Genomic DNA, 18,424 nt, shown 5'->3' with positions numbered 1-18,424 from the left:
CCCGTCGGATCCCGCGCGGGGTGGTCGCGTGAGCACCGGCCGCCTCCTCGGCGAACTGCGCGCCCGCACCCGGCACGTCGTGTACGGCGACCTGGACCCCGCCGACATCGCCGCCCAGCTGCCGCCGATGATCCGGGTCGACCGCGCGCACGTGGCGATGCTGGCCGCCCGGGGCCTGGTGTCCGACCACGTGGCCGGCGCTCTGCTGCGCCGGATGGCCGACCTCACCGCCCAGGGGTTCGCCCCGCTGTTCGCCCGGCCCGCGCCGCGCGGCCTGTTCCTGATGTACGAGGGCTACCTGATCGAGCACCTCGGCGCGGACGTGGGCGGGGTGCTGCACACCGGCCGGTCCCGCAACGACCTGAAGGCCACCATCACGAACCTGGCCTTCCGGGACTGGGTCCTGGAGTTCGGCGAACAGGCGGTGCGCCTCGAAGGGGTGCTGCTGTCGCGGGCCCGCGCGCACCGGTCCGTGGTGATGCCGGTGTACACCCACTTCCAGGCGGCCATGCCGGTGACCTACGGGCACTACCTGCTCGGGGTGGCGCTCGCCGTCGGCCGGGAACTCGACGCGCTGCGCACCGCCGCCGAGGGGCTGCGGGTCTGTCCGCTGGGCGCGGGCGCGGTGGCGGGCACCGACCTGCCGATCGACCCCGCGCACACCGCGCGGCTGCTCGGCTTCTCCGGGTCGAGTCCGCACGCGTTGGACGCCGTGGCGAGCCGGGACGTGCCGCTGCGCCTGCTGGGCGCCGCCGCCGGGCTGGCCGTCGTGCTCAGCAGGCTCGCGACCGACCTGCAGCTGTGGAGTACCGCCGAGTTCGGGTTCGTGGGTTTCCCCGACCGGCTCGTCGGGGGCAGCTCGGCCATGCCGCAGAAGCGCAACGCGTTCCTGCTCGAACACGTGAGGGCCAAACCCGGCCAGGCCCTGGGCGCGTGGGCCGCCGCGGCGTCGACGATGGCCACCACCCCGTTCACGAACTCGATCGAGGTGGGTACCGAGGCCGTCGCCAGCGTGTGGCACGGCCTCCGGGCGGTCGAGGAGTCCGTGCTGCTCAGCCAGGTGCTGGTCAGCGGTGCGCGGCCCGACGAGTCCCGGATGCGGGAGCGGGCCGAGGCCGGGTACACGACCGCGACGTCGGTGGCCAACCGGCTCGTGCGGGCCGGCACCCCGTTCCGGACGGCGCACCACCTCGTCGGCGACGCCGTGCGCCAGGCCGTGGCCGCCGGCTCCACCGACCTGGAGGAGTTCGGCCCGCCCGGCTGGCTGGACGGCACTGGCCTGACCGGCCTGGACCTGGCCGACCTGGTCGCCGAGCACGTGTACGGCGGCGGCCCCGGCGACTTCACCGCCCCGCACGAGACGGCCGTCGCGGGCTGGTCGGCGCGCCGGCGGTGGCTGTGCGACTGGCGGGACACCGTACGGGCCGGGGACGCCGAACTGGCCACCGAGGTGCGCCGACTGACCGGGGAGGACGCATGACGGACTGGTTCGTGCTGGTGGAGAGCAACACGACCGGATCGGGGCGGCTGTTCGCGCGGGCCGCCCGGGAACTGGGGCTGCGGCCGGTGCTCCTGGCGCGCGATCCCGGCCGGTACCCCTATGTGGAGTTGGACGCCCTGGACTTCCGGGTCGTCGACACGGCCGACGCCGGTGCCGTGCGCGCCGCCTGCGCGGGGCTCGGCGGCCGGATCGCCGGGGTGACCAGCAGTTCCGAGTACTTCGTCGCGACCGCCGCCGAGGTGGCCCGCGCCCTCGGGTTGGCGCACCCCGACCCCGACGCCGTGCGCGCCTGCCGGGACAAGCCCACCCAGCGCCGGACCCTGCGCGACCACGGGGTGCCCGGGCCGCTGTTCGCCGAGGCGCGCACCCCGGACGCGGCCGTCGCCGCCGCTGAACCGATCGGGTACCCGGTGGTGGTCAAGCCCGTCGCCGGTTCCGGCTCGATCGGGGTCCGGCTGTGCTCGACGCCCGACGAGGTGCGCGCGGCCGCCGCCGACGTGCTCGGCGCGCTGCCCGGGTTGCCGCCCCAGGAGGGTGTGCTGGTCGAGGAGTACCTCGACGGGCCCGAGTACTCCGTGGAGACCCTCGATGAGCAGGTCGTCGGCGTGACCCGCAAGCACCTGGGCCCCCGGCCCTACTTCGTGGAGACCGGCCACGACTTCCCGGCCCCGGTCGGCGGGCCGCTCACCACCTCCCTGGGCGAGGCGGCGCTCACCGCGCTGCGGGCCCTCGGCCTCGGCTGGGGCCCCGCGCACGTCGAGCTGCGGCACACCCGGCGCGGCCCCTGCGTCGTGGAGGTCAACCCCCGGCTGGCCGGCGGCATGATCCCGCGCGTGGTCGCGGAGTCCTGCGGGGTCGACATGATCGCGCACGTGGTGCGGCGGGCCGCCGGGGTCGCCGGGGAACTCGTGTCGGGCCCGGTGCGACCCGCGTCGATCCGGTTCCTGGTCGCTCCGCGTGGTGGGGAGCTGCTCGGGGTCGACGGGGTGGAGGCCGCGCGGGCCGTGCCCGGGGTGGTCGAGGTGGCGGTGCTCCGCGAGCCCGGGGAACTGGTGCTGCGGAACTCGTTCCAGGACCGGCTCGGGTATGTGATCGCCACCGGGGAGGTCGGGGGCTCGGCGGCGCGGGCGGCGGAGGCCGGGCTGCGGGAACTCGGGGCGTGGATCACGGCGGCGCCCGCTCCGTCGGTCGGCGGGCCCGGTTCCGGTGGCGACCCCGCCGCGCCCGCCGATGCCGGCGCGGGCTCCCCGGGTGCCCGGGTGGCGCCGTGACCGCCGAGGTGTCCGTCGCGGTCGTCGGCCTCGGATCGCGCGGCCTCGGCGTCCTGGAACGGATCGTCACCCTGGCCAAGCGGGCCGGGCCGGCGGCGGGCCCGGTGCGGGTCGAGATCATCGATCCGACGGGTACCGGCGCGGGCGTGCACGACGTCACCCAGCCCGACTACCTGCTCCTCAACACGACCTGCGCCCAGGTGTCGCTGTTCCCGGACGCGTGCACCGTCGGGGACGCCACCGACGCGCCCGGCCCGACCCTGTGGGACTGGGTGACGGCCCGCGGCCTGCGCCTCGCCGAGGACGGCTTCACGGTCGGCGCGCACGGCCGGCCCATCCGCCCCGAGGACTTCCTGCCCCGCCGGATCCTGGGCGGCTACCTGTCCTGGTTCCGCGAGGAACTCCTCCGCCGGGTACCGCCGCACGTGACGGTCACCCGGCACCTCGCCTCCGCCGTCGACCTGCGCTCCGGGGCCGACGGGACGGTGACCGTCGAACTGTCCGACGGGACGGCCGTCGAGGTGCGGCACGTGTTCCTGACCACCGGGTACACCGGCGACGACGGGCCGGCGGCCGACCGGGTCGTGCCCGAGCCCTATCCGCTGCCCGCCCGGCTCGCCGACGTCGCGCCCGGGGACTCCGTCGGGATCGGCGGCTTCGGACTGTCGGCGTTCGACCTGGTGTCCTGCCTGACCGTGGGCCGGGGCGGGCGCTACGTGGGCGACGACGAACTGCGGTACGTCCCCAGTGGACAGGAACCGACCATCTTCCTGTACTCGCGCAGCGGGGTGCCCTGCCGCGCCCGGCCCCGGGTGGTGGAGTTCGGGCCGCCCCACGTACCCGCCGCGTTCACGGAGGCCGCGATCGACGCCGTGCGGGCGCGGCGTACCGGGCCGCTCGACTTCGACCGGGACATCCTGCCCCTGATCCACACGGAGATGCGGGTCGGGTACCGGCGGTGTGAGGCGCGGCTGGCCGGCGTGGAGTTGCCGGCGGTGCTACGGAACGGGGCCTCCGGCACGCCCGGCTCCGGGTCCCGGCATCCGGCCGCCCGCGCCCGGGGTTCCCGGGACGGGACCCCGGCCTCCCGCGCCGGCGACCCCGGGGACGGGGCAGGGCCGGCCGAGCTCCTCGCGGCCCTCGACGACCTCGACGCGCGCCTCGGCCCGTTCGACCCGCGCGCGCTCCTCGACGGCGCCGAGGGCATGCTGCTCGACGACGCGGTGGCCTACCAGAAGTGGCTCGCGGAGACGGTCCGCCGCGACCTCGCCGAGGGGGTGCTCGGCTTCGCGCGCAGCCCCATCAAGGCGGCCCTCGACGTGCTCCGGATCGGCCGGGACACGTTCCGGTACGTGGTCGACTTCGGCGGCCTCACCCTCGGCTCGCTCGACACGTTCACCCGGCACACGGTGCCCGCCGTGAACCGGGCGGTGGTCGGCCCGCAGTACGAGCGGCACACCGAGCTGCTCGCGCTGATGGCGGCCGGGGTCGCGCACGTACCCTTCGGACCGGCTCCGACCGTGACCCGCTCCGGATCCGACGGCGGCGGCTGGACGATCGCGTCGACCAGACTCGCCGTTCCGCACGTCCGCGAGGTGGACTGGCTGCTGTCCGCGCACGTCCGCCCGCCCGGTGTGGAGTCCTCGACGAGTCCGCTGCTGCGGGCGCTGCGGGAGAAGGGCTGGATCCGCCGGTACCGGCCCGCCAGTCGCGAGGTGCGCGGCATCGACCTGGACGCGGACATGCACCCGGTGGACGTGTCGGGGCGGGTCGACCGGCGGCTGTGGTTCCTCGGGCCGCTGTGCGAGGGCGTGACGTTCTACAACAACCTGGTGCCGTCGCCGAACATGTGGTCGCGGCCGGTGGCGGACGCGCACCGGTGCGTGGTGGAGATGTACACCGCCTCGGGCCGGCCCACGGTCTGAGCCGCGCGAGGCGCGGAGACCCGGACCACGTCCGTACCGGTGTGCGGAACCATCGAGCGCGCCTACCCGACCTGCCCGTTATTTACCCTTACCATCTGTTTCCAATGATTGACTACGATCCGAAGAACTGGGTGTCGGTCGTGGTGCGGTTCCACGGAACGATCGCACCACGGCTGGTCGTACGGGTGGGCATAGTGGCTGCCCTCGGCCTCGTGGCGGCGCTGCTCAACACGCGCGGGTTCAAGATGTCGGCCACCGCGCACACGCTGATCGGCGTCGCGCTGGGTCTGCTGCTGGTGTTCCGCACCAACGCCTCCTACGAGCGGTACTGGGAGGGCCGGAAACTGCTCGGTGCGATGGTCACCCGCTCACGGGACCTCGCCCGGCAGGTGACCACCTTTCCGTCCGGTGACCCGTCAGAGGTGCGGCCGGCCGTGGCGGATGTCCGCCGGTACCTGAGCGCGTTCTTCGCCCTCGGCACGCAGAGCCTGCGGGGCGAGCGGGACCTGGCCGCACTCGGCGAACTCCTGACCGCCGAGGAGAGGAAACTCCTCCAGCCCCACGCCGCCCGCGCGCCGATGATGACCTCGTTGATGTCGGCCCGCATCACGGAGCTGGCGCGCGCCGGCGCGCTCGAACCCCACCACGTCATGGTGATGGACGCGAACATCACCGCGCTCCAGGACGCCTTCGGTGGCTGTGAACGCATCGCGCGTACACCCGTGCCGTTCGCCTACGCCCAGCACATCAAACTGGCGCTGCTGCTGTTCACGGCCACGGTGCCGTTCGCGATCGCCGACGCGACCCACTGGCTGACGCCGATCGCGAGCGCCTTCATCGCGTACGCCCTGATCGGCATCGACGAGATCGGGGTCGAGATCGAGGAGCCGTTCGGACACGATCCCAACGACCTGCCCGTCGACAGGATCGCCCAGGCGATCGCGGACGGCGTGGCGGACATCTCCGCCGCCTCGGCCACCGCCTGGGACGACACCTCGGCCGAGGTGCTGGTGTGATCCCGTCGCAGCGCTGAGGCGCACGCCGATCGCGGGTCGCGCCCCGAGGTCCGCCGGGACCAGGGTCGGCGATGTTCAGTAGGTCCTATTTTTACTCCTAGCGGAAGTGGTACCCCCATGCGTGATGAGCCCGTCGCCAGCCCGGCCCCCGGAACGCTGCTGAGCGTGGCGGATCTGCCCCGAGACCTGTGGCCGGAGGGCACCGCGAAGGGCTTCCGGGTGGAGTACCAGGGCGTGAACTACCGCGGTGGACCCCGCGCGGTCGCCGGTTCGGTGTTCGTGCCCGAGACCGCGCCGGTGGGTCCGACGTGGCCGGTGCTGAGCTGGGCGCACTGCACCGTCGGGCTCAACAGCAGCAACGCGCCGTCCCTGGTCGGTCTGCACCCGGCGGAACGCGGCCACCTCACCGACTGGCTGCGACGCGGGTTCGTGGTGGCCGCCACCGACTACGAGGGCCTGGGCACCCCGGAGCCGCACCCGTACCTCAACGGCGAGGCCATCGCCGACGACATCGTCGACATCGTGCGCGCCGTGCACCACCTGGGCATCCCGGTGGACACCCGCACCGTGGTGGCGGGGTTCTCCCAGGGCGGGCACGGTGCGCTGTACACGGCGGTGATGTGCGCCGGCTACGCGCCCGAACTGGACTTCCGTGGCACCGTGTCCCTCGCCCCGCCCGTCCGGTTCCTCGACTTCATCCAGCTGCGCACCGTCAAGGGTGAGGACACGGTCGACGCCCTGGTGCCCGTCGTCCTCGCCGGGCTGCACGTGACCCATCCCGGGTTCGCGCCGGAGCGGTTCCTCACCGCCACGGGCCTGCGGCTGCTGGAGCTGGCCGCGTCCGGGTCGATGCGCGACGTCGAGGAGGCCGCCGCCGGTACCAGCAACGACGAGGCGGGGCTCACCGACCTCACCGAGCGCCGGGACGTGCGCGAACTCCTCGCGTACGCCGACCTGCCGGTGACCCGGTACGACCGGCCGGTGTTCCTCGGCGCCGGCGAACACGACCCCATCCTGCCGGCGGAGCAGGCCGCGTCCTTCGCGCGCGCGATGAGCGCCGCCGGCAACGAGGTCACCTTCCGGGGGTACGACGGGGCCGACCACCTGGAGCTGCTGGTACCCGCCGGGGCCGACGCCGCCGCCTGGGCCTGGGACCTGGTCACCGCCGCCCCGCGCGTCGTGCGGGCCGCCACCGGCCGCGCGTCGACCAGGGACCGGCGGTTCCGGGTCCTGGACGCCACCGGGGACGGACAGCTGGGCCGCGACGACTTCGAGGCCCTGGCGCTGCGGCTCGTGCAGGGCTTCGGCCAGCCGCCCGGTTCGCCGCTCGCCCTGGAGATCCGGTCCGGGTACCGGGCGTTCTGGACCGCCCTGCGCGACCACCTCGACGCGGACAGGGACGGCCAGGTCGGCATCGAGGAGTTCCTCGCCGCCGCCGGCACCCTGCCCGAGGGGTTCGACCGCGTGGTCACCGGACTCGCGTCGGCGGTCGTCGCGCTCGTCGGACCCGACGTCGACGCCGGGCTGTCCCGGACCCGGTTCGGCGCGCTCCTGGCGGGCTGCGGCATCGGCGGACACGAGTCGGGCGAACTCTTCGACGAACTCGACGCCGACGGCAGCGGGCACGTCTCGGTCGCCGAGATCGTCGCCAGTGTCCGCGACTTCTGCCTCGGGGAGCGGCCGGAGTCGCCGGGCTACTGGCTCTTCGGGCGGGTCTGAGCACTGACATGTCCGGCCGACCCCGGCTCCGTACCCGATGACAGTTCTCGATCTCGAACTACGCCGTGCGTCGGGCACTCTGGCGGAGGTCTCACCGCTGCCGGCCCGGCTCTGGCCGGACGGCAGCGGGCGGGGTGTCCGGCTGTCCTTCTGGAGCGGGGGCCGACTGACGTCGGGTGCGGTCCTGTTCCCGAGGACCGCGCCGCCGGCCGGGGGCTGGCCGCTGCTGGCCTGGGGCCACTGCATGGTCGGGGTCGGCGGCCCGAACGCCCCGTCGCTCCGGGGTCTGCCGCGCCTGGAACGCGAGCACCTCGCGGCCTGGCTGCGGCGGGGATTCGCGGTCGTCGCCCCGGACTACCGGGGGCTCGACACGCACGGCGTCAACCCGTTCCCCCACGGCGGCGCGCTGGCCGGCGACCTGCTCGACATTGCCCGGGCGGTCCGCGAACTCGACGCGCCCGTCGGAACGCCGGTCATCGCCGCCGGCTTCTCCCAGGGCGCCGGCGTCGCCCTCGCCGCGGCGGCACGGTGGCGGGCACACGCCCCCGACCTCGACTACCGGGGTACCGCGGCACTGGCGCCCCTCGACCACCTGGCGTTCTTCACGGAGGTCACCCGGCACGGGGACGCGCCTGTCGAGCAGCTCGTGCCCATGATGCTCGCCGGCCTGCGCGCGCACGACCCGACCTTCCGTCCCCTCGAGTTCCTCACCTCCACGGGAGTGCGGATCCTGGAGAGGGCGACCACCGCTTCGATGCCGCAGATCCGGTCCGCGCTGCTGCGCCTGCGCAACACGGACCTGGGCACCTCCGGATTGACCCGCCGGCCCGACGTCCGGCGCCTGCTGCGCACCGCACAGGCCCAGGTCTGCCGGTACGACCGCCCCGTGCTGTTGTGCACCACGGACCGGGACGTCCTCGCCCCGCCCCGGAGCACCGCACGGCTGGCGGCACGACTGCGCCGCTGCGGCACGGACGTGGGGTACCGGAGCTTCGACGGCCCCGACCACCTGGCGGTACTGCCCGTCGCGGCCGACCACGTCGCACGGTGGGGACACGCGCTCGTCACGGCGCCCGCCAGCGTCCACTGAGAACCGGGCCGGTCGGGCTGACCTGGGCTTCGCGAGGCCAGCACATCCTGACCGGGCCCTCCGCGTGTTCCGGACTAGTGACCTTCGGCGGCGATCGGCCCGAACCGGCGCCGGTAGGCCGACGGCGTCAGCCCGAGCTCGCGCCGCATCAGTGCCCGGAGATTGGTGGCGGTGCCCAGCCCGGTGCGCCGGGCGACGACGTCGAACCGGGCCTCGCCGCGTTCGATGAGCCGGCACGCCAGGGTGAGGCGCTCGCCGGTCAGCCACGCCAGCGGCGTCGTGCCCAACTGGGCGCGGAACCGGCGGTGCAGCGTCGCCGCGCTGACCGCGGCGCGGATCGCCAGGTCCGGGACCGTGAGCGGGCTGTCGAGCCGCCCCTGTGCCCAGGCGAGTACCGGGGCGAGGGACTCGTCCGGCAGGTCCGGCACGGGTCGCTCCACGAACTGGCGCTGCCCGCCGGCCCGGTGCGCGGCGAAGACCAGCCGCCGGCTGACCGTGTTGGCGACCTCCGCCCCGTGGTCGCGGCGGACCACGTGCAGGCCGAGGTCGAGTGCGGCGGCACTTCCCGCGGCGGTGAGGATGTCGCCGTCGTCGACGAACAGCACGTCCGTCTCCAGGTGGACGGCCGGGAAGCGCAGCCGGAAGGCGGGTGCCCACTGCCAGTGCGCGGTCGCGCGGCGGCCGTCGAGCACCCCGGCCTCGGCCAGGGTGAACGCGCCGCTGCAGAGGCCGATCAGGCGCGCGCCCCGCGCGTGCGCCCGCCGGACCGCGTCGAGGACGGCCGGGCGGCGGGGCACCTCGACGTCGGGCCGGTTCGGCACGATGAGCGTGTCCGCCTCCTCGGCCGCGTCCAGGCCGGCGACGCCGGTGAGCGTGAAGAACCCGTCGCGCATCACGACCTGCGGCTCGGGCGAGCAGAGCCGGAAGTCGTACAGGTCACGGCCGAGCTCCGGACGGCGCAACCCGAAGACCTCCGTCGCGCAACCCAGCTCGAACGGGTTGGAGTTCTCGTCCACGATCACGACCACGCGGTGCGAGGATTCTTGCGCCATGCGCTATTCCTAGCACTCACGCCGCTCGGCCGACAGGGCCCAGGCTGGTCACATGACCGACGAACCTGTAGACCTCCGCGCGGCCCTGGCCTCCTTCGACACCCTGTGGAGCCCCCGCGTCGTCACCCGGGTCGACGACTACGACGTCCGGATCGCCAAGGTGCGCGGGGAGCACGTCTGGCACTCGCACGCCGAGACCGACGAGTTCTTCCTGGTACTCGACGGCGAACTGCGCATCGCGCTCCGCGACCGCACCGTGGTACTCCCCGCCGGCTCGGTGTTCACCGTTCCCCGGGGCGTGGAGCACCGACCGTTCTCGGAGTCCGGCGCGTCGATCCTGATGTTCGAACGGACCGGCACGTCCACGGTCGGCGACCACCGTGGCCCGGTCCCCGGCCATGTGGACGCGACCACCGGGCACCCGCTCGACCGCCAGGCCACCTGTTGAGCCGTGGGTTCGGGGTTCGACCCCGCTGTCCACGTCACGCCTGAGCCTGGGGTCCGGTTCAGGGCGTTCCGTCACTGTCCTTCGGCCTGATCATCGCCCTCGACAAGGAACCTGACGCCCTCAGCTCCCGCTATGAGCAGCCGTCACCGTGATCCGTCGCTGCCCTTCGACGTCGACTCTCTGTCGCCATGCGGGCGTGCATCCCTCGAGCGCAAGACAGGCAACTGTCCGTCAGCGATGATGTACGTGGTGCCATCTCCCCAGTTCACCGGGGAGATTCGTGGCCGCTTTTGCGGGTTCCAACTGGCTCGGGGGTGGTCGTGTCGGGATCGGAGACGGCGGGTCTGATCGGTGAACAACGGTGGCGGGCCGACTGGGTGCCGGTGGACCGGCGGCTGTTGGGCATCGACCGTCGGACGCTGCTGCCGGCGGGCCTGGTGGTGGCGCTGTTCCTGATCGCGGCGTGGATCCTGCCCGCCGTCAACGACGCGGTGAAGGTCTCCGATCCGATCCGGGCCGGTGACGTCGTCCAGGTCGGGTCCGGGGTGCTTTTCACACCGATGGCGGGCGCGAACCTGATCACGGGGCTGCGCCAGGGCGACGCGGGGCCGACCGGCTCCTACCCGGCAACGGCGGCGGTGTCGTACCAGGGCGTGGTCTTCGAGATCGTCACCGACACCTACCAGGGCACCCCGGCGCAACTGCTCGAACAGATCCGGAAGACCGATGAGGGGCTACGGGGCGCCGCGGGGGGTTTCCGGGTGACGGGTGCCCCGGTCACGGTCAGCACCGCGACCGGGCAGCAGGGCGTGGCGGCGCGGGTCGAGGGCGTCAACATGGTCGGGCTCGTCGCGGCGTTCGTGTTCGGCGGCACCGGGGTCGAGGTCGAGGTCATCGGCCCGCAGGCCGTCTCGGCGAGCGTCGCCCCCGACATCGCCGCGATGCTGCGGTCGGTGCGACCCGTCGACGGGAGCGGATCATGACCACGGCTCCGGAGACCACGCCCGCCCTCGACGCGCGTGCGGCCGCGATCGAGCGGACCGGTTGGGGCCGGTCGGTGTCGCTGTGGCAGCCGCGCAACGCCTGCTTCTGGGTGTACCTGCTCGGCGTCGGCTACGGCGTGTGGGTGCTGCTCGGCATGCTCAACCAGACGATCCGGCTCTACGCCCCGGCGCTGGCGGCCAGCGCGGTGGTGTTCGCCGTGTACGCCGTGCTGTTCTGGTGGTTCACCGCCCGGATCGACCGGTACTCCCGTCAGCCGCTCGCCCTGGTGGTGGCGGCGTTCGTGTGGGGCGGGTTCGCCGCGACCTGGGCGATCGCCCTCTCCGGCAACTCGGCGCTCCTGGGCCTGTACGGGAAGCTGTTCGGCCAGACGTTCCAGACCGATTTCGGGGCGGGGCTCACCGCGCCGCTGTTCGAGGAACTCGGCAAGGGCGCGGGCGTGCTGCTGCTGGTGTACCTGGCGCGGCGGGTGGTGCGCACCGCCTACGACGGGTTCATCCTGGGCGCGTTCGTCGGCCTCGGATTCGAGATCATCGAGGACATCTCCTACGGCCTGAACTCCGCCGCCGAGCAGTTCGGCTCGAACCAGCTCTCCACCAGCCTGGGCACCGTCGGGCTGCGGCTGCTGACCGGCTTCTCCTCCCACATCCTGTACTCCGCGATCGCCGGCGCCGGCGTGGTGTACCTGGTCGGCACGCCCGCCCAGCGCCGCCGCACCGGACCGGGCCTCGGGCTCGTCGCGACCGCGATGGTGCTGCACGGCCTGTGGGACGCCAACGTCGGACTCGGCAACGGCAACGGCCCCACCGTCCTGGCCCTGATGGCCGCGGAGATCCTGGCGAGCTTCGCCATCGTCCTCGCGGTGTTCCGGCACACCGTGCGCCCCGAACGCGAAGCGATGCGCGCCGTCATGGCACCCGAGGCCGACAGCGGGGTCATCACTCCCGAGGAGCTCGACGCCCTCGCCGGGACCGGGAAGCAACGCCGCGCCTACCGCAGGGCCGGCCACGGCCACGCCGACCGCAGAGCACGGCACCACCGCCTCGAAGCCGCCCACGACCTCGCCGACCAGCTCGCCGCGTCCATGGGCACCGACACCGACCAGGTCCGCTTCGCCCGCGCCGAACTCGACCGGCTCCGATCCGCCCGCCGGGCCTAGGGCCGCCCCATCAGCTGGTCCCCCGCGCACGTCCGGCCCACCGGGGAGGCAGGCCACGACGACCGGTACTTCATAGGCACGGTTGGGTGGGCGCCGCTTCGCCGAAACGGTGGCGCATCCCGTCCATGGCGGTGCGGTCAGGCCGCGCGACGGGCGACCGCGCGCCAGGTCGCGGGGAGGTTCCGCATCACGAGGGCCGAGTCGAGGACGGCGGTGCCGGCCGGGAACCGTGCCGGGTCCTCGAAGTAGCTGGACCAGGCCGCGCCGAGCTCCACGGGTTCGATCCGCCACGACGCGGTCTCCAACGCCAGTCCGTCGACGTGCGTTCCGTCGGCGGCCGAGTACCCGACGGAGCCGCGCCGGAAGAACTCCGAGGCCTCGGCCAGGTCGGCGAACAGCGCACTGCCGGTCAGCTCCGCCGTCACCCGGCCGGTCGCGCTGACCTCGATCCCCGGCCCGGTGTACGCCACCCGCAGGTCGGCCCCGTGCTCCTCGACGTCGAACCGGACCCGGTGGTGCACGCCCGGGAACACCCGCCCGCCGGCGAGGGCGTTGAGCGCGGAGCCGGTGTCGCGGCGCGGGATGTACACCCCGCCGCCGCCGTCCCACTCGACGGCGATCCGGTGCGCGGCGTTCTCGCTGCGCAGCCCGAACCAGTCGGGCAGGCCGGCGGGGCGGACCCGGCCGAGCCGGATCAGGCAGATGCCCGCGACGGCCCAGCCGTTGACGATCTGCGGCCGCATCCCGGTCGGGAGCAGCGGCGCGACGGCCCCGGGGGCGACGCGGTAGTTCACGAGGAGCCGACGTTCCACCACACTGTCCAGACGCATGACCGCACGCTAGCACACTTTTGAACACGTTCAAATGACTACCGCTTCCGGCCCGAACACTGGCGGCTTCGGTGCCGAACGCGGCCGCTGGAGGGAATACCGGGTGGCTTCGGCGTCACACCGCGACGGGGAGTCCGGTGTTGTCGAGTGCCTTGGTGTCGGTCAGGTAGCGCATGACCCGGTCGAGGTAGGCCGCGTCGACGGACGGGCTGGGGATGCCGAGCCGGTTCAGTTCGGCGTTGGTGCGCTCGGAGCGCACGGTGCAGATCCGGTACCTGGGGATCTCCTCCAACAGGTACGCCCCGGTGGCCCACAGGGCCAGCATCGCGAAGGCGTCCGGCTCGCCCTGGTTGGCCCGCAGCGTAGCGCGCCACTGTGGGACGGGTTCGGCGTCGAGGTGGTGGCCGTGGGCGCGGAGCGCGGTGAACACGTCGGCCATCGGCAGCATCTCGGGGGTGGTCAGGTGGTAGGAGCGCCCAATCGATGCCGGTTGGCGGGAGAGCGCGACGAGGGAGCGGGCGACGTGGTCGACGGGTGCGACGGGCATGGCGTTGTGGCAGTCGGGTGCGGTGCCGACGGTGGCGGCGGCCCGGATGGCCCGGCTGATCAGGTCGGTGTCGGAGCATTCGCCGGTGCGGTGGTCCCCGGTGATGAATCCCGGGCGGTAGATGACGGCCGGTAGGCCACTGGCCCGCACGAGTTGTTCGGCGTCGTACTTGCTGCGCGTGTAGCCGACCTCGCCCGCCATGCCCGGCACGAGGGCGGTGTCCTCGTCCACCTCCGGGTGCCCGAGGAGGTAGGCGTCCACGAACACGCCGACCGAGGAGACGTAGTGCGTCGTGGCGCCGGCGTGCGCGGCGAGTTCGAGGATGGTGCGGGTTCCGCCGATGTTGGCCGGGGCGAGGCGTTCGTAGTCGGCGGCGAGGTTGACCGAGGCTCCGCAGTGGTAGATCGCGCTGATCGCGCGGGCCAGCGCGTAGTAGTCGGCGCCGTGGAGCCCGAGTCGGGGTTCACGCAGGTCCGCGTGGACGAGGGCGACCCGGGTGAGCTGTTCGGGCGTGATGCCGCGAAACGCGAGCGACGCGGTCAGCCGTTCCCAGGCGCCCTGGCGGGTGCGGCCCCGCACGAGGCAGCGCACCTCGACGTCGGTGTGTTTCAGCAGTTCCGCGCAGACGTGGCCACCGAGGAAACCGGTCGCGCCCGTCACCATGACGATATCAGACATATAACTTATAGTAGTCAAATGACTACAGAACTTCAGAGCCGGAAGCTCGACAAAGCCTTCGGCCACCTCGACATCGACGGCAACGGCCACGTGGACCACGTCGACGTCGTCGCGCTCGGTAGCCGACTTCTCGCAGGTTTCGGCGAGGAGCCGACCAACGCCAAGGGTCAGGACGTCATCAACGGGCTCGAGACGTTCTGGCAGACCCTCCTGTCGGCGATCGATCTCGACGGCGACCGCCGCGTCTCCCCGCACGAGTGGCGGGCCGGGATGACCAGCGCTTTCATCGAGGACCGGGCCCGCTTCGAGGCGGCACTCCGACCGGCCGCCGAGGCCGTGATCCGCCTCGCCGACACCGACGGCGACGGAGTGGTCGCACGCGAGGAGTTCCACACCCTCCAGCACGCCTTCGGCACCCCGGCCCACGAGATCGACCAGGCCTTCACCCGACTCGACACCGACGGCAGTGGCACAGTCACCGTCGACGAACTCGTCGCCGCCGCCCGCGAGTTCTACACCAGCGACGACCCGCACTCGGGCGGCAACTGGCTCTTCGGCCCCGTCTGACCCATCCGGACACCACCCGCCCGTGGCAGAGCCGGGGACGGGCGATCGGTAGGCGATGGCATTGCGAGCAGGCTCAGCAGGTAGAACACCAGACCCAGTAATTGACGGCGGGCCAGGTCGACACCGTGGACTTGGACCTGCGAATCCGTGCACGATGGCCATGCGTCAGCTGTCGCAGCGCTGGCAGCCGCTCTGGTGACACGAACCGCCCCGGGGTCTTCCCCGGGGCGGTTCTTCGTGGTGACCTGTGCCCGGTCCGTGCAACAGCTACGGGGTCCCGGGCGTCCCTGGGTGCGGAGGTGACCCATGAGGGACCTGACGGACGACGGGTTCGAGGAGTTCTTCCGGCTGTGCACGGCGGCGCCGCTGCGCTACGGCCACATGCTCACCGGTTCGCCACACGACGCCGCCGAGCCGACCCAGGAGGCGCTGGCCCGGCTCCGGACCCGACCCACGGGGCGGCTCGGGTCCGGTGAGAGCGGAGTCCCTGCGGCTATACCCGGACGCGGTCGAGGCCCGGTGCGTACGCCGTGTCGTTGCGGAAATTGACGGTGTTGGCGCCCGCGTTGAGCGTCACGGTCACCGTTGCCAAGGCAGGACTAGCCCAGGAACTCCCCGTCAGGGTGAGTGCGACGTCCGGTCCCCCGTTGACGCTGACCTGGAACGTCCGGGTGCCGTCCACCGTGAAGTAGACCGTCATGTTGCGGCTACCGCCGAGGTGGCGTTCACCGTCAGTGTCACCGCACAGCGAGGTGTCAGCCCGCGACTTCAGCCGTCGGCCGGGCAGTAGTTGATCTTTTCGCGACTTCGGCGACACGCGGGCCGGGTACCGCAGCGCGGCCGCTGCGTCGGCGTGGGTCAGCCCGGCGCGGGGGGCGAGCCGCCCGCAGTCTGGCCCGCACGGCCCGCAGGCGGCTCATTCAACCCGGCCAGCCCCTCGTCCGGCACAGGCGCAGTCGCCGTAATCACCGCTGGTACCGCCGTCCGTGACAGCAGTTAAGGCTGCCGACGGTCCGCGTTCACAACGTCTCCGAACGGCAGGTGCGAGTTCCCAGCAACGGGGCGAGGCGGTGGGCGTCAGCGCTTCGAGGGCGGGAGGGGCGGGTCGGCGGCGAGTTGGGCGTCCATGGCGCCGCGCAGGTCGGTCAAGAACGTCTCGAACTGCTCGAGCAGCCCCGGCGGATAGGCGGACATGACGGTGTCGACCCGGCCCGAAAGGGGGCCGAAGAACTCGTCCGCCAGGTGCTGGACCCTCACACTGCTGTGCAGCGTGACGATGCGGCGGTCGGCGTGCTCGCGGGTACGGACGACGTGCCCGGCCTGCTCCAGGCGATGCAGCAGCGCGGTGGTCGCGCCCGAGGACAGAGCGACGCGTTCACTGAGCCGGGCCGGCGACAGCGGCACGCCGCGCTCCTCGGCACCGAGGATCTCGATGAGCGCCTCCGCGTCGGTGGAGTGCAGGCCCAGCCAGGCCGCGAACCGCCGACTGAACTCCCGGTAGTTGGCGCCGTAGCCCCGCAGGCTCTCCAGCAGCCGCTCGTACTGCGGCTGGAGCGGCTCGCTCATGTGGTCCCCGTCCCGTCGTCGTCGTTTGACAACTTACCGCCCACCAATTTACCTTCACCATGAAGTTACTTCACCCTGGAGGTATTTATGGGCGAGACGTCGAACGTCCGCCGCTGGCTGGGCCTGATCGCCATCGCCCTCGGTGTGGCGTTGATCGTGGTGGACACCACGATCGTCAACGTGATCATTCCCTCGATCATCGAGGATCTGGACGCGGGCTCCACGCAGGCGCAGTGGATCCAGGAGTCCTACGCCATCGTGTTCGCCGCACTACTGCTGCTCGTCGGCCGCGTCGCCGACATCGTCGGGGCCCGCCGGGTGTTCGTCGCCGGCGTCGTGGTCTTCGGCGCGACCAGCGTCCTGGCCGGGTTGGCCCCCGGCGGCGGGCTGCTCATCGTGGCCCGCTTCCTACAGGGCGCGGGCGCGGCGATGCTGCTACCGACATCGCTGTCTCTACTGAACGCCAACTTCACCGGCAAGGCCCGCGGCCAGGCCTTCGCGGTCTGGGGCTCGACCATCGGCGCCGCCGCCGCGCTCGGGCCCCTGCTGGGCGGCTGGCTCGCCGAACACGCCTCCTGGCGGTGGGCGTTCGGCATCAACGTGCCACTCGCGGTCGTCATCATCGTGGGCGTCCTGGCCTGGGTCGCGCCCTCGCCCCGCACCGGCGGGCGCGTCGACGTCACCGGAGCGGTCCTGTCCGTGCTCGGCCTCGGGCTGCTGGCCTTCGGGCTTGTCGAAGGACGCACCTACGGCTGGATCCAGACCATCCACCCCCTGAAGATCGGCGGACTCACCTGGGACGCCGGGCCCTCGCCCGCCCTGCTCGCGCTGGTCGGCGCGGCCGCCGCCCTGGGCGCGTTCGTGTGGCGCCAGGCCGCCCTGCGCAGCGGCGGTGACCCCGACAAGGCACTGATGGACCTGGGCCTGTTCTCGAAGGCATCGTTCCGCAACGGCAACATCGCCACCCTCATCATCGGGCTCGGCGAGTTCGGGATCGTCGCCGTCCTACCCCTGTGGCTGCAGTTCACCCTCGGCTACAGCGCCCTGCAGTCCGGGCTGGCGCTCCTGCCCGTCGCCATCGGCAGCTTCATCGCCAGCGGCGCGAGCTTCGGCATGGCCGGCAGGGTCTCGGCCCTGACGATGCTCCGCCTCGGCCTCGCACTGGAGGTCGTCGGCCTGGCGGCACTCGCACTGTTCGCCGGGACCGACAGCTCCTGGTGGTCGATCGCCCTGATCCTGTGCGTCTACGGCGCCGGCGTCGGGTTCGCCACCGCCCAGGTCACCAACGTGGTCCTCGACGGAATCCCCGAAAGCAGCGCCGGGCAGGCCTCCGGCATCCAGAGCGCGTTCCGCCAACTCGGCTCCGCACTCGGCATCGCGGTGCTGACCACCGTGTACTTCAGCACGCTCAGCACACAGGTGCACACCGAGCTCAGGAACGCCGACATGCCCACCGCGCAAGCCGACCAGTACAGCCGCGCCATCACCGACAGCGCGGGCGCCGCCATCGAAGGACTCGCCACCCGACCAGAGACCCAGGCAGCCGCCGAGGCCGGCCGCACCGCCATGACCGACGGCGTCACCCTCGGCGGCTACCTCGCCGCCGGCTTCGTCCTCCTCGGCCTCATCGCCACCGTCCTCATCCCCAGAACCGAGAACGAAATCGAAGACCAGCTCGTGAATGCGATGGGACTTGACGGGTACCCAGACCGAGGCCGCATCTGAGTCCCCATCCGATGCACCCGCCCTCGCAGCGCATGCCGTCCGCCCGACACGGACCCCAACCAGCGATCCTGCCGGGTCCGGCTGAACATGTCCTGGGCTGACTCTTCGACCTGGGGCGCGACAAGTAGGTCCGGACGACCTCGGGGTCAGATGTCCGGACCTACTTGTCCTTTTTCAGATGCGAGGAAACTGGAGACCGGCGCGGGTGACTTCTCGGCCTCTGCGCGGCCGGCCGGTCTGGGTACAGCGGCGGCAGGCCCGGTCGGCGGCGTGCGCGGACAGGATGGGCGCGCGGATCGGCCGGGGCGTGTGGCTGGAGACGTACTGG

At 72.7% G+C, this 18,424-nt stretch carries 16 protein-coding genes; 11 read left to right on the top strand and 5 right to left on the bottom strand.

The window, feature by feature from the left end:
- Positions 1-28 precede the first annotated feature (28 nt).
- The 6 genes from argH to AB0M43_RS07695 all read left to right on the top strand — a co-directional run bounded on the left by argH (position 29) and on the right by AB0M43_RS07695 (position 8,522).
- Entirely contained in the window at positions 29-1,480 is a 1,452-nt protein-coding gene (gene argH / locus AB0M43_RS07720) for an argininosuccinate lyase (RefSeq protein ID WP_363722150.1), read from the top strand.
- Positions 1,477-2,772: an ATP-grasp domain-containing protein gene (locus AB0M43_RS07715; RefSeq protein WP_363722148.1), complete on the top strand. Its 1,296-nt coding sequence runs from the start codon at positions 1,477-1,479 to the stop codon at positions 2,770-2,772. The genes argH and AB0M43_RS07715 overlap by 4 nt, the downstream gene beginning before the upstream one ends.
- Positions 2,769-4,697, top strand: a complete 1,929-nt coding sequence (locus AB0M43_RS07710) for an FAD/NAD(P)-binding protein (RefSeq protein WP_363722146.1) — start codon at positions 2,769-2,771, stop codon at positions 4,695-4,697. The genes AB0M43_RS07715 and AB0M43_RS07710 overlap by 4 nt, the downstream gene beginning before the upstream one ends.
- A gap of 104 nt (positions 4,698-4,801) precedes the next feature.
- Complete coding sequence (locus AB0M43_RS07705; protein ID WP_363722144.1) at positions 4,802-5,713, top strand: bestrophin family protein; 912 nt, start codon at positions 4,802-4,804, stop codon at positions 5,711-5,713.
- 117 nt (positions 5,714-5,830) lie between these two features.
- Positions 5,831-7,432, top strand: a complete 1,602-nt coding sequence (locus AB0M43_RS07700; RefSeq protein ID WP_363722142.1) for a lipase family protein — start codon at positions 5,831-5,833, stop codon at positions 7,430-7,432.
- Positions 7,433-7,469: 37 nt separating this feature from the next.
- Positions 7,470-8,522: a lipase family protein gene (locus tag AB0M43_RS07695; RefSeq protein WP_363722140.1), complete on the top strand. Its 1,053-nt coding sequence runs from the start codon at positions 7,470-7,472 to the stop codon at positions 8,520-8,522.
- Between the two features lie 74 nt (positions 8,523-8,596).
- On the opposite strand, the gene AB0M43_RS07690 is transcribed toward AB0M43_RS07695, so the two are convergent.
- A complete protein-coding gene (locus tag AB0M43_RS07690) occupies positions 8,597-9,574 on the bottom strand; it encodes a helix-turn-helix domain-containing protein (protein WP_363722138.1) in 978 nt (325 codons plus the stop codon).
- A 52-nt stretch (positions 9,575-9,626) separates the two neighbouring features.
- On the opposite strand from AB0M43_RS07690, the gene AB0M43_RS07685 reads away from it, so the two are divergent.
- The 3 genes from AB0M43_RS07685 (at position 9,627) to AB0M43_RS07675 (ending at position 12,183) form a co-directional block, all read left to right on the top strand.
- Positions 9,627-10,022: a cupin domain-containing protein gene (locus AB0M43_RS07685; protein WP_363722136.1), complete on the top strand. Its 396-nt coding sequence runs from the start codon at positions 9,627-9,629 to the stop codon at positions 10,020-10,022.
- A gap of 320 nt (positions 10,023-10,342) precedes the next feature.
- Positions 10,343-11,005 carry a hypothetical protein gene (locus tag AB0M43_RS07680; protein ID WP_363722134.1) on the top strand — a complete coding sequence of 221 codons (663 nt, stop codon included), beginning with the start codon at positions 10,343-10,345 and terminating at the stop codon, positions 11,003-11,005.
- Positions 11,002-12,183: a PrsW family intramembrane metalloprotease gene (locus AB0M43_RS07675; protein WP_363722132.1), complete on the top strand. Its 1,182-nt coding sequence runs from the start codon at positions 11,002-11,004 to the stop codon at positions 12,181-12,183. Before AB0M43_RS07680 ends, AB0M43_RS07675 begins: the two co-directional genes overlap by 4 nt.
- Positions 12,184-12,320: 137 nt before the next feature.
- Here the strand turns inward: AB0M43_RS07675 and AB0M43_RS07670 are convergent, their stop codons facing one another.
- Positions 12,321-13,013 carry a DUF2071 domain-containing protein gene (locus AB0M43_RS07670; protein ID WP_363722131.1) on the bottom strand — a complete coding sequence of 231 codons (693 nt, stop codon included), beginning with the start codon at positions 13,011-13,013 and terminating at the stop codon, positions 12,321-12,323.
- A gap of 115 nt (positions 13,014-13,128) precedes the next feature.
- Positions 13,129-14,238: a thioester reductase domain-containing protein gene (locus AB0M43_RS07665; RefSeq protein ID WP_363722129.1), complete on the bottom strand. Its 1,110-nt coding sequence runs from the start codon at positions 14,236-14,238 to the stop codon at positions 13,129-13,131.
- Between the two features lie 18 nt (positions 14,239-14,256).
- Here AB0M43_RS07665 and AB0M43_RS07660 point away from each other — a divergent pair, with 18 nt between their 5' ends.
- Positions 14,257-14,805 (top strand): EF-hand domain-containing protein, encoded by a 549-nt coding sequence (locus AB0M43_RS07660; RefSeq protein WP_363722127.1) that lies wholly within the window; start codon positions 14,257-14,259, stop codon positions 14,803-14,805.
- A gap of 493 nt (positions 14,806-15,298) precedes the next feature.
- On the opposite strand, the gene AB0M43_RS07655 is transcribed toward AB0M43_RS07660, so the two are convergent.
- Together AB0M43_RS07655 and AB0M43_RS07650 are read right to left on the bottom strand one after the other, a co-directional pair.
- The gene (locus AB0M43_RS07655; RefSeq protein WP_363722125.1) at positions 15,299-15,505 is read right to left on the bottom strand and encodes a hypothetical protein; all 207 of its coding nucleotides are present in this window, start codon (positions 15,503-15,505) and stop codon (positions 15,299-15,301) included.
- Positions 15,506-15,882: 377 nt separating this feature from the next.
- A complete protein-coding gene (locus AB0M43_RS07650; RefSeq protein ID WP_363722124.1) occupies positions 15,883-16,371 on the bottom strand; it encodes a MarR family transcriptional regulator in 489 nt (162 codons plus the stop codon).
- Positions 16,372-16,458: 87 nt separating this feature from the next.
- Between AB0M43_RS07650 and AB0M43_RS07645 the strand changes: the two genes are divergently transcribed.
- Positions 16,459-18,096: an MFS transporter gene (locus AB0M43_RS07645; protein WP_363722123.1), complete on the top strand. Its 1,638-nt coding sequence runs from the start codon at positions 16,459-16,461 to the stop codon at positions 18,094-18,096.
- The last annotated feature ends 328 nt before the right edge of the window (positions 18,097-18,424 follow it).

Origin of the sequence: Longispora sp. NPDC051575, from assembly GCF_040681875.1 — a bacterium.
GTDB lineage: Bacteria > Actinomycetota > Actinomycetes > Mycobacteriales > Micromonosporaceae > Longispora.
The sequence above is the reverse complement of the archived record's forward strand: the minus strand, read 5'-3'. Positions and strand labels throughout refer to the sequence as shown.

Bases quoted from the DNA above. Each gene is read 5' to 3' on its own strand.
- AB0M43_RS07705 (WP_363722144.1), top strand. From the start codon at position 4,802: ATGATTGACTACGATCCGAAGAACTGGGTGTCGGTCGTGGTGCGGTTC.
- AB0M43_RS07660 (WP_363722127.1), top strand. From the start codon at position 14,257: ATGACTACAGAACTTCAGAGCCGGAAGCTCGACAAAGCCTTCGGCCAC.
- AB0M43_RS07670 (WP_363722131.1), bottom strand. From the start codon at position 13,013: ATGCGTCTGGACAGTGTGGTGGAACGTCGGCTCCTCGTGAACTACCGC.
- AB0M43_RS07645 (WP_363722123.1), top strand. From the start codon at position 16,459: ATGGGCGAGACGTCGAACGTCCGCCGCTGGCTGGGCCTGATCGCCATC.
- AB0M43_RS07695 (WP_363722140.1), top strand. From the start codon at position 7,470: ATGACAGTTCTCGATCTCGAACTACGCCGTGCGTCGGGCACTCTGGCG.
- AB0M43_RS07675 (WP_363722132.1), top strand. From the start codon at position 11,002: ATGACCACGGCTCCGGAGACCACGCCCGCCCTCGACGCGCGTGCGGCC.
- AB0M43_RS07665 (WP_363722129.1), bottom strand. From the start codon at position 14,238: ATGTCTGATATCGTCATGGTGACGGGCGCGACCGGTTTCCTCGGTGGC.
- AB0M43_RS07715 (WP_363722148.1), top strand. From the start codon at position 1,477: ATGACGGACTGGTTCGTGCTGGTGGAGAGCAACACGACCGGATCGGGG.
- AB0M43_RS07655 (WP_363722125.1), bottom strand. From the start codon at position 15,505: ATGACGGTCTACTTCACGGTGGACGGCACCCGGACGTTCCAGGTCAGC.
- AB0M43_RS07700 (WP_363722142.1), top strand. From the start codon at position 5,831: ATGCGTGATGAGCCCGTCGCCAGCCCGGCCCCCGGAACGCTGCTGAGC.
- AB0M43_RS07690 (WP_363722138.1), bottom strand. From the start codon at position 9,574: ATGGCGCAAGAATCCTCGCACCGCGTGGTCGTGATCGTGGACGAGAAC.
- AB0M43_RS07650 (WP_363722124.1), bottom strand. From the start codon at position 16,371: ATGAGCGAGCCGCTCCAGCCGCAGTACGAGCGGCTGCTGGAGAGCCTG.
- AB0M43_RS07685 (WP_363722136.1), top strand. From the start codon at position 9,627: ATGACCGACGAACCTGTAGACCTCCGCGCGGCCCTGGCCTCCTTCGAC.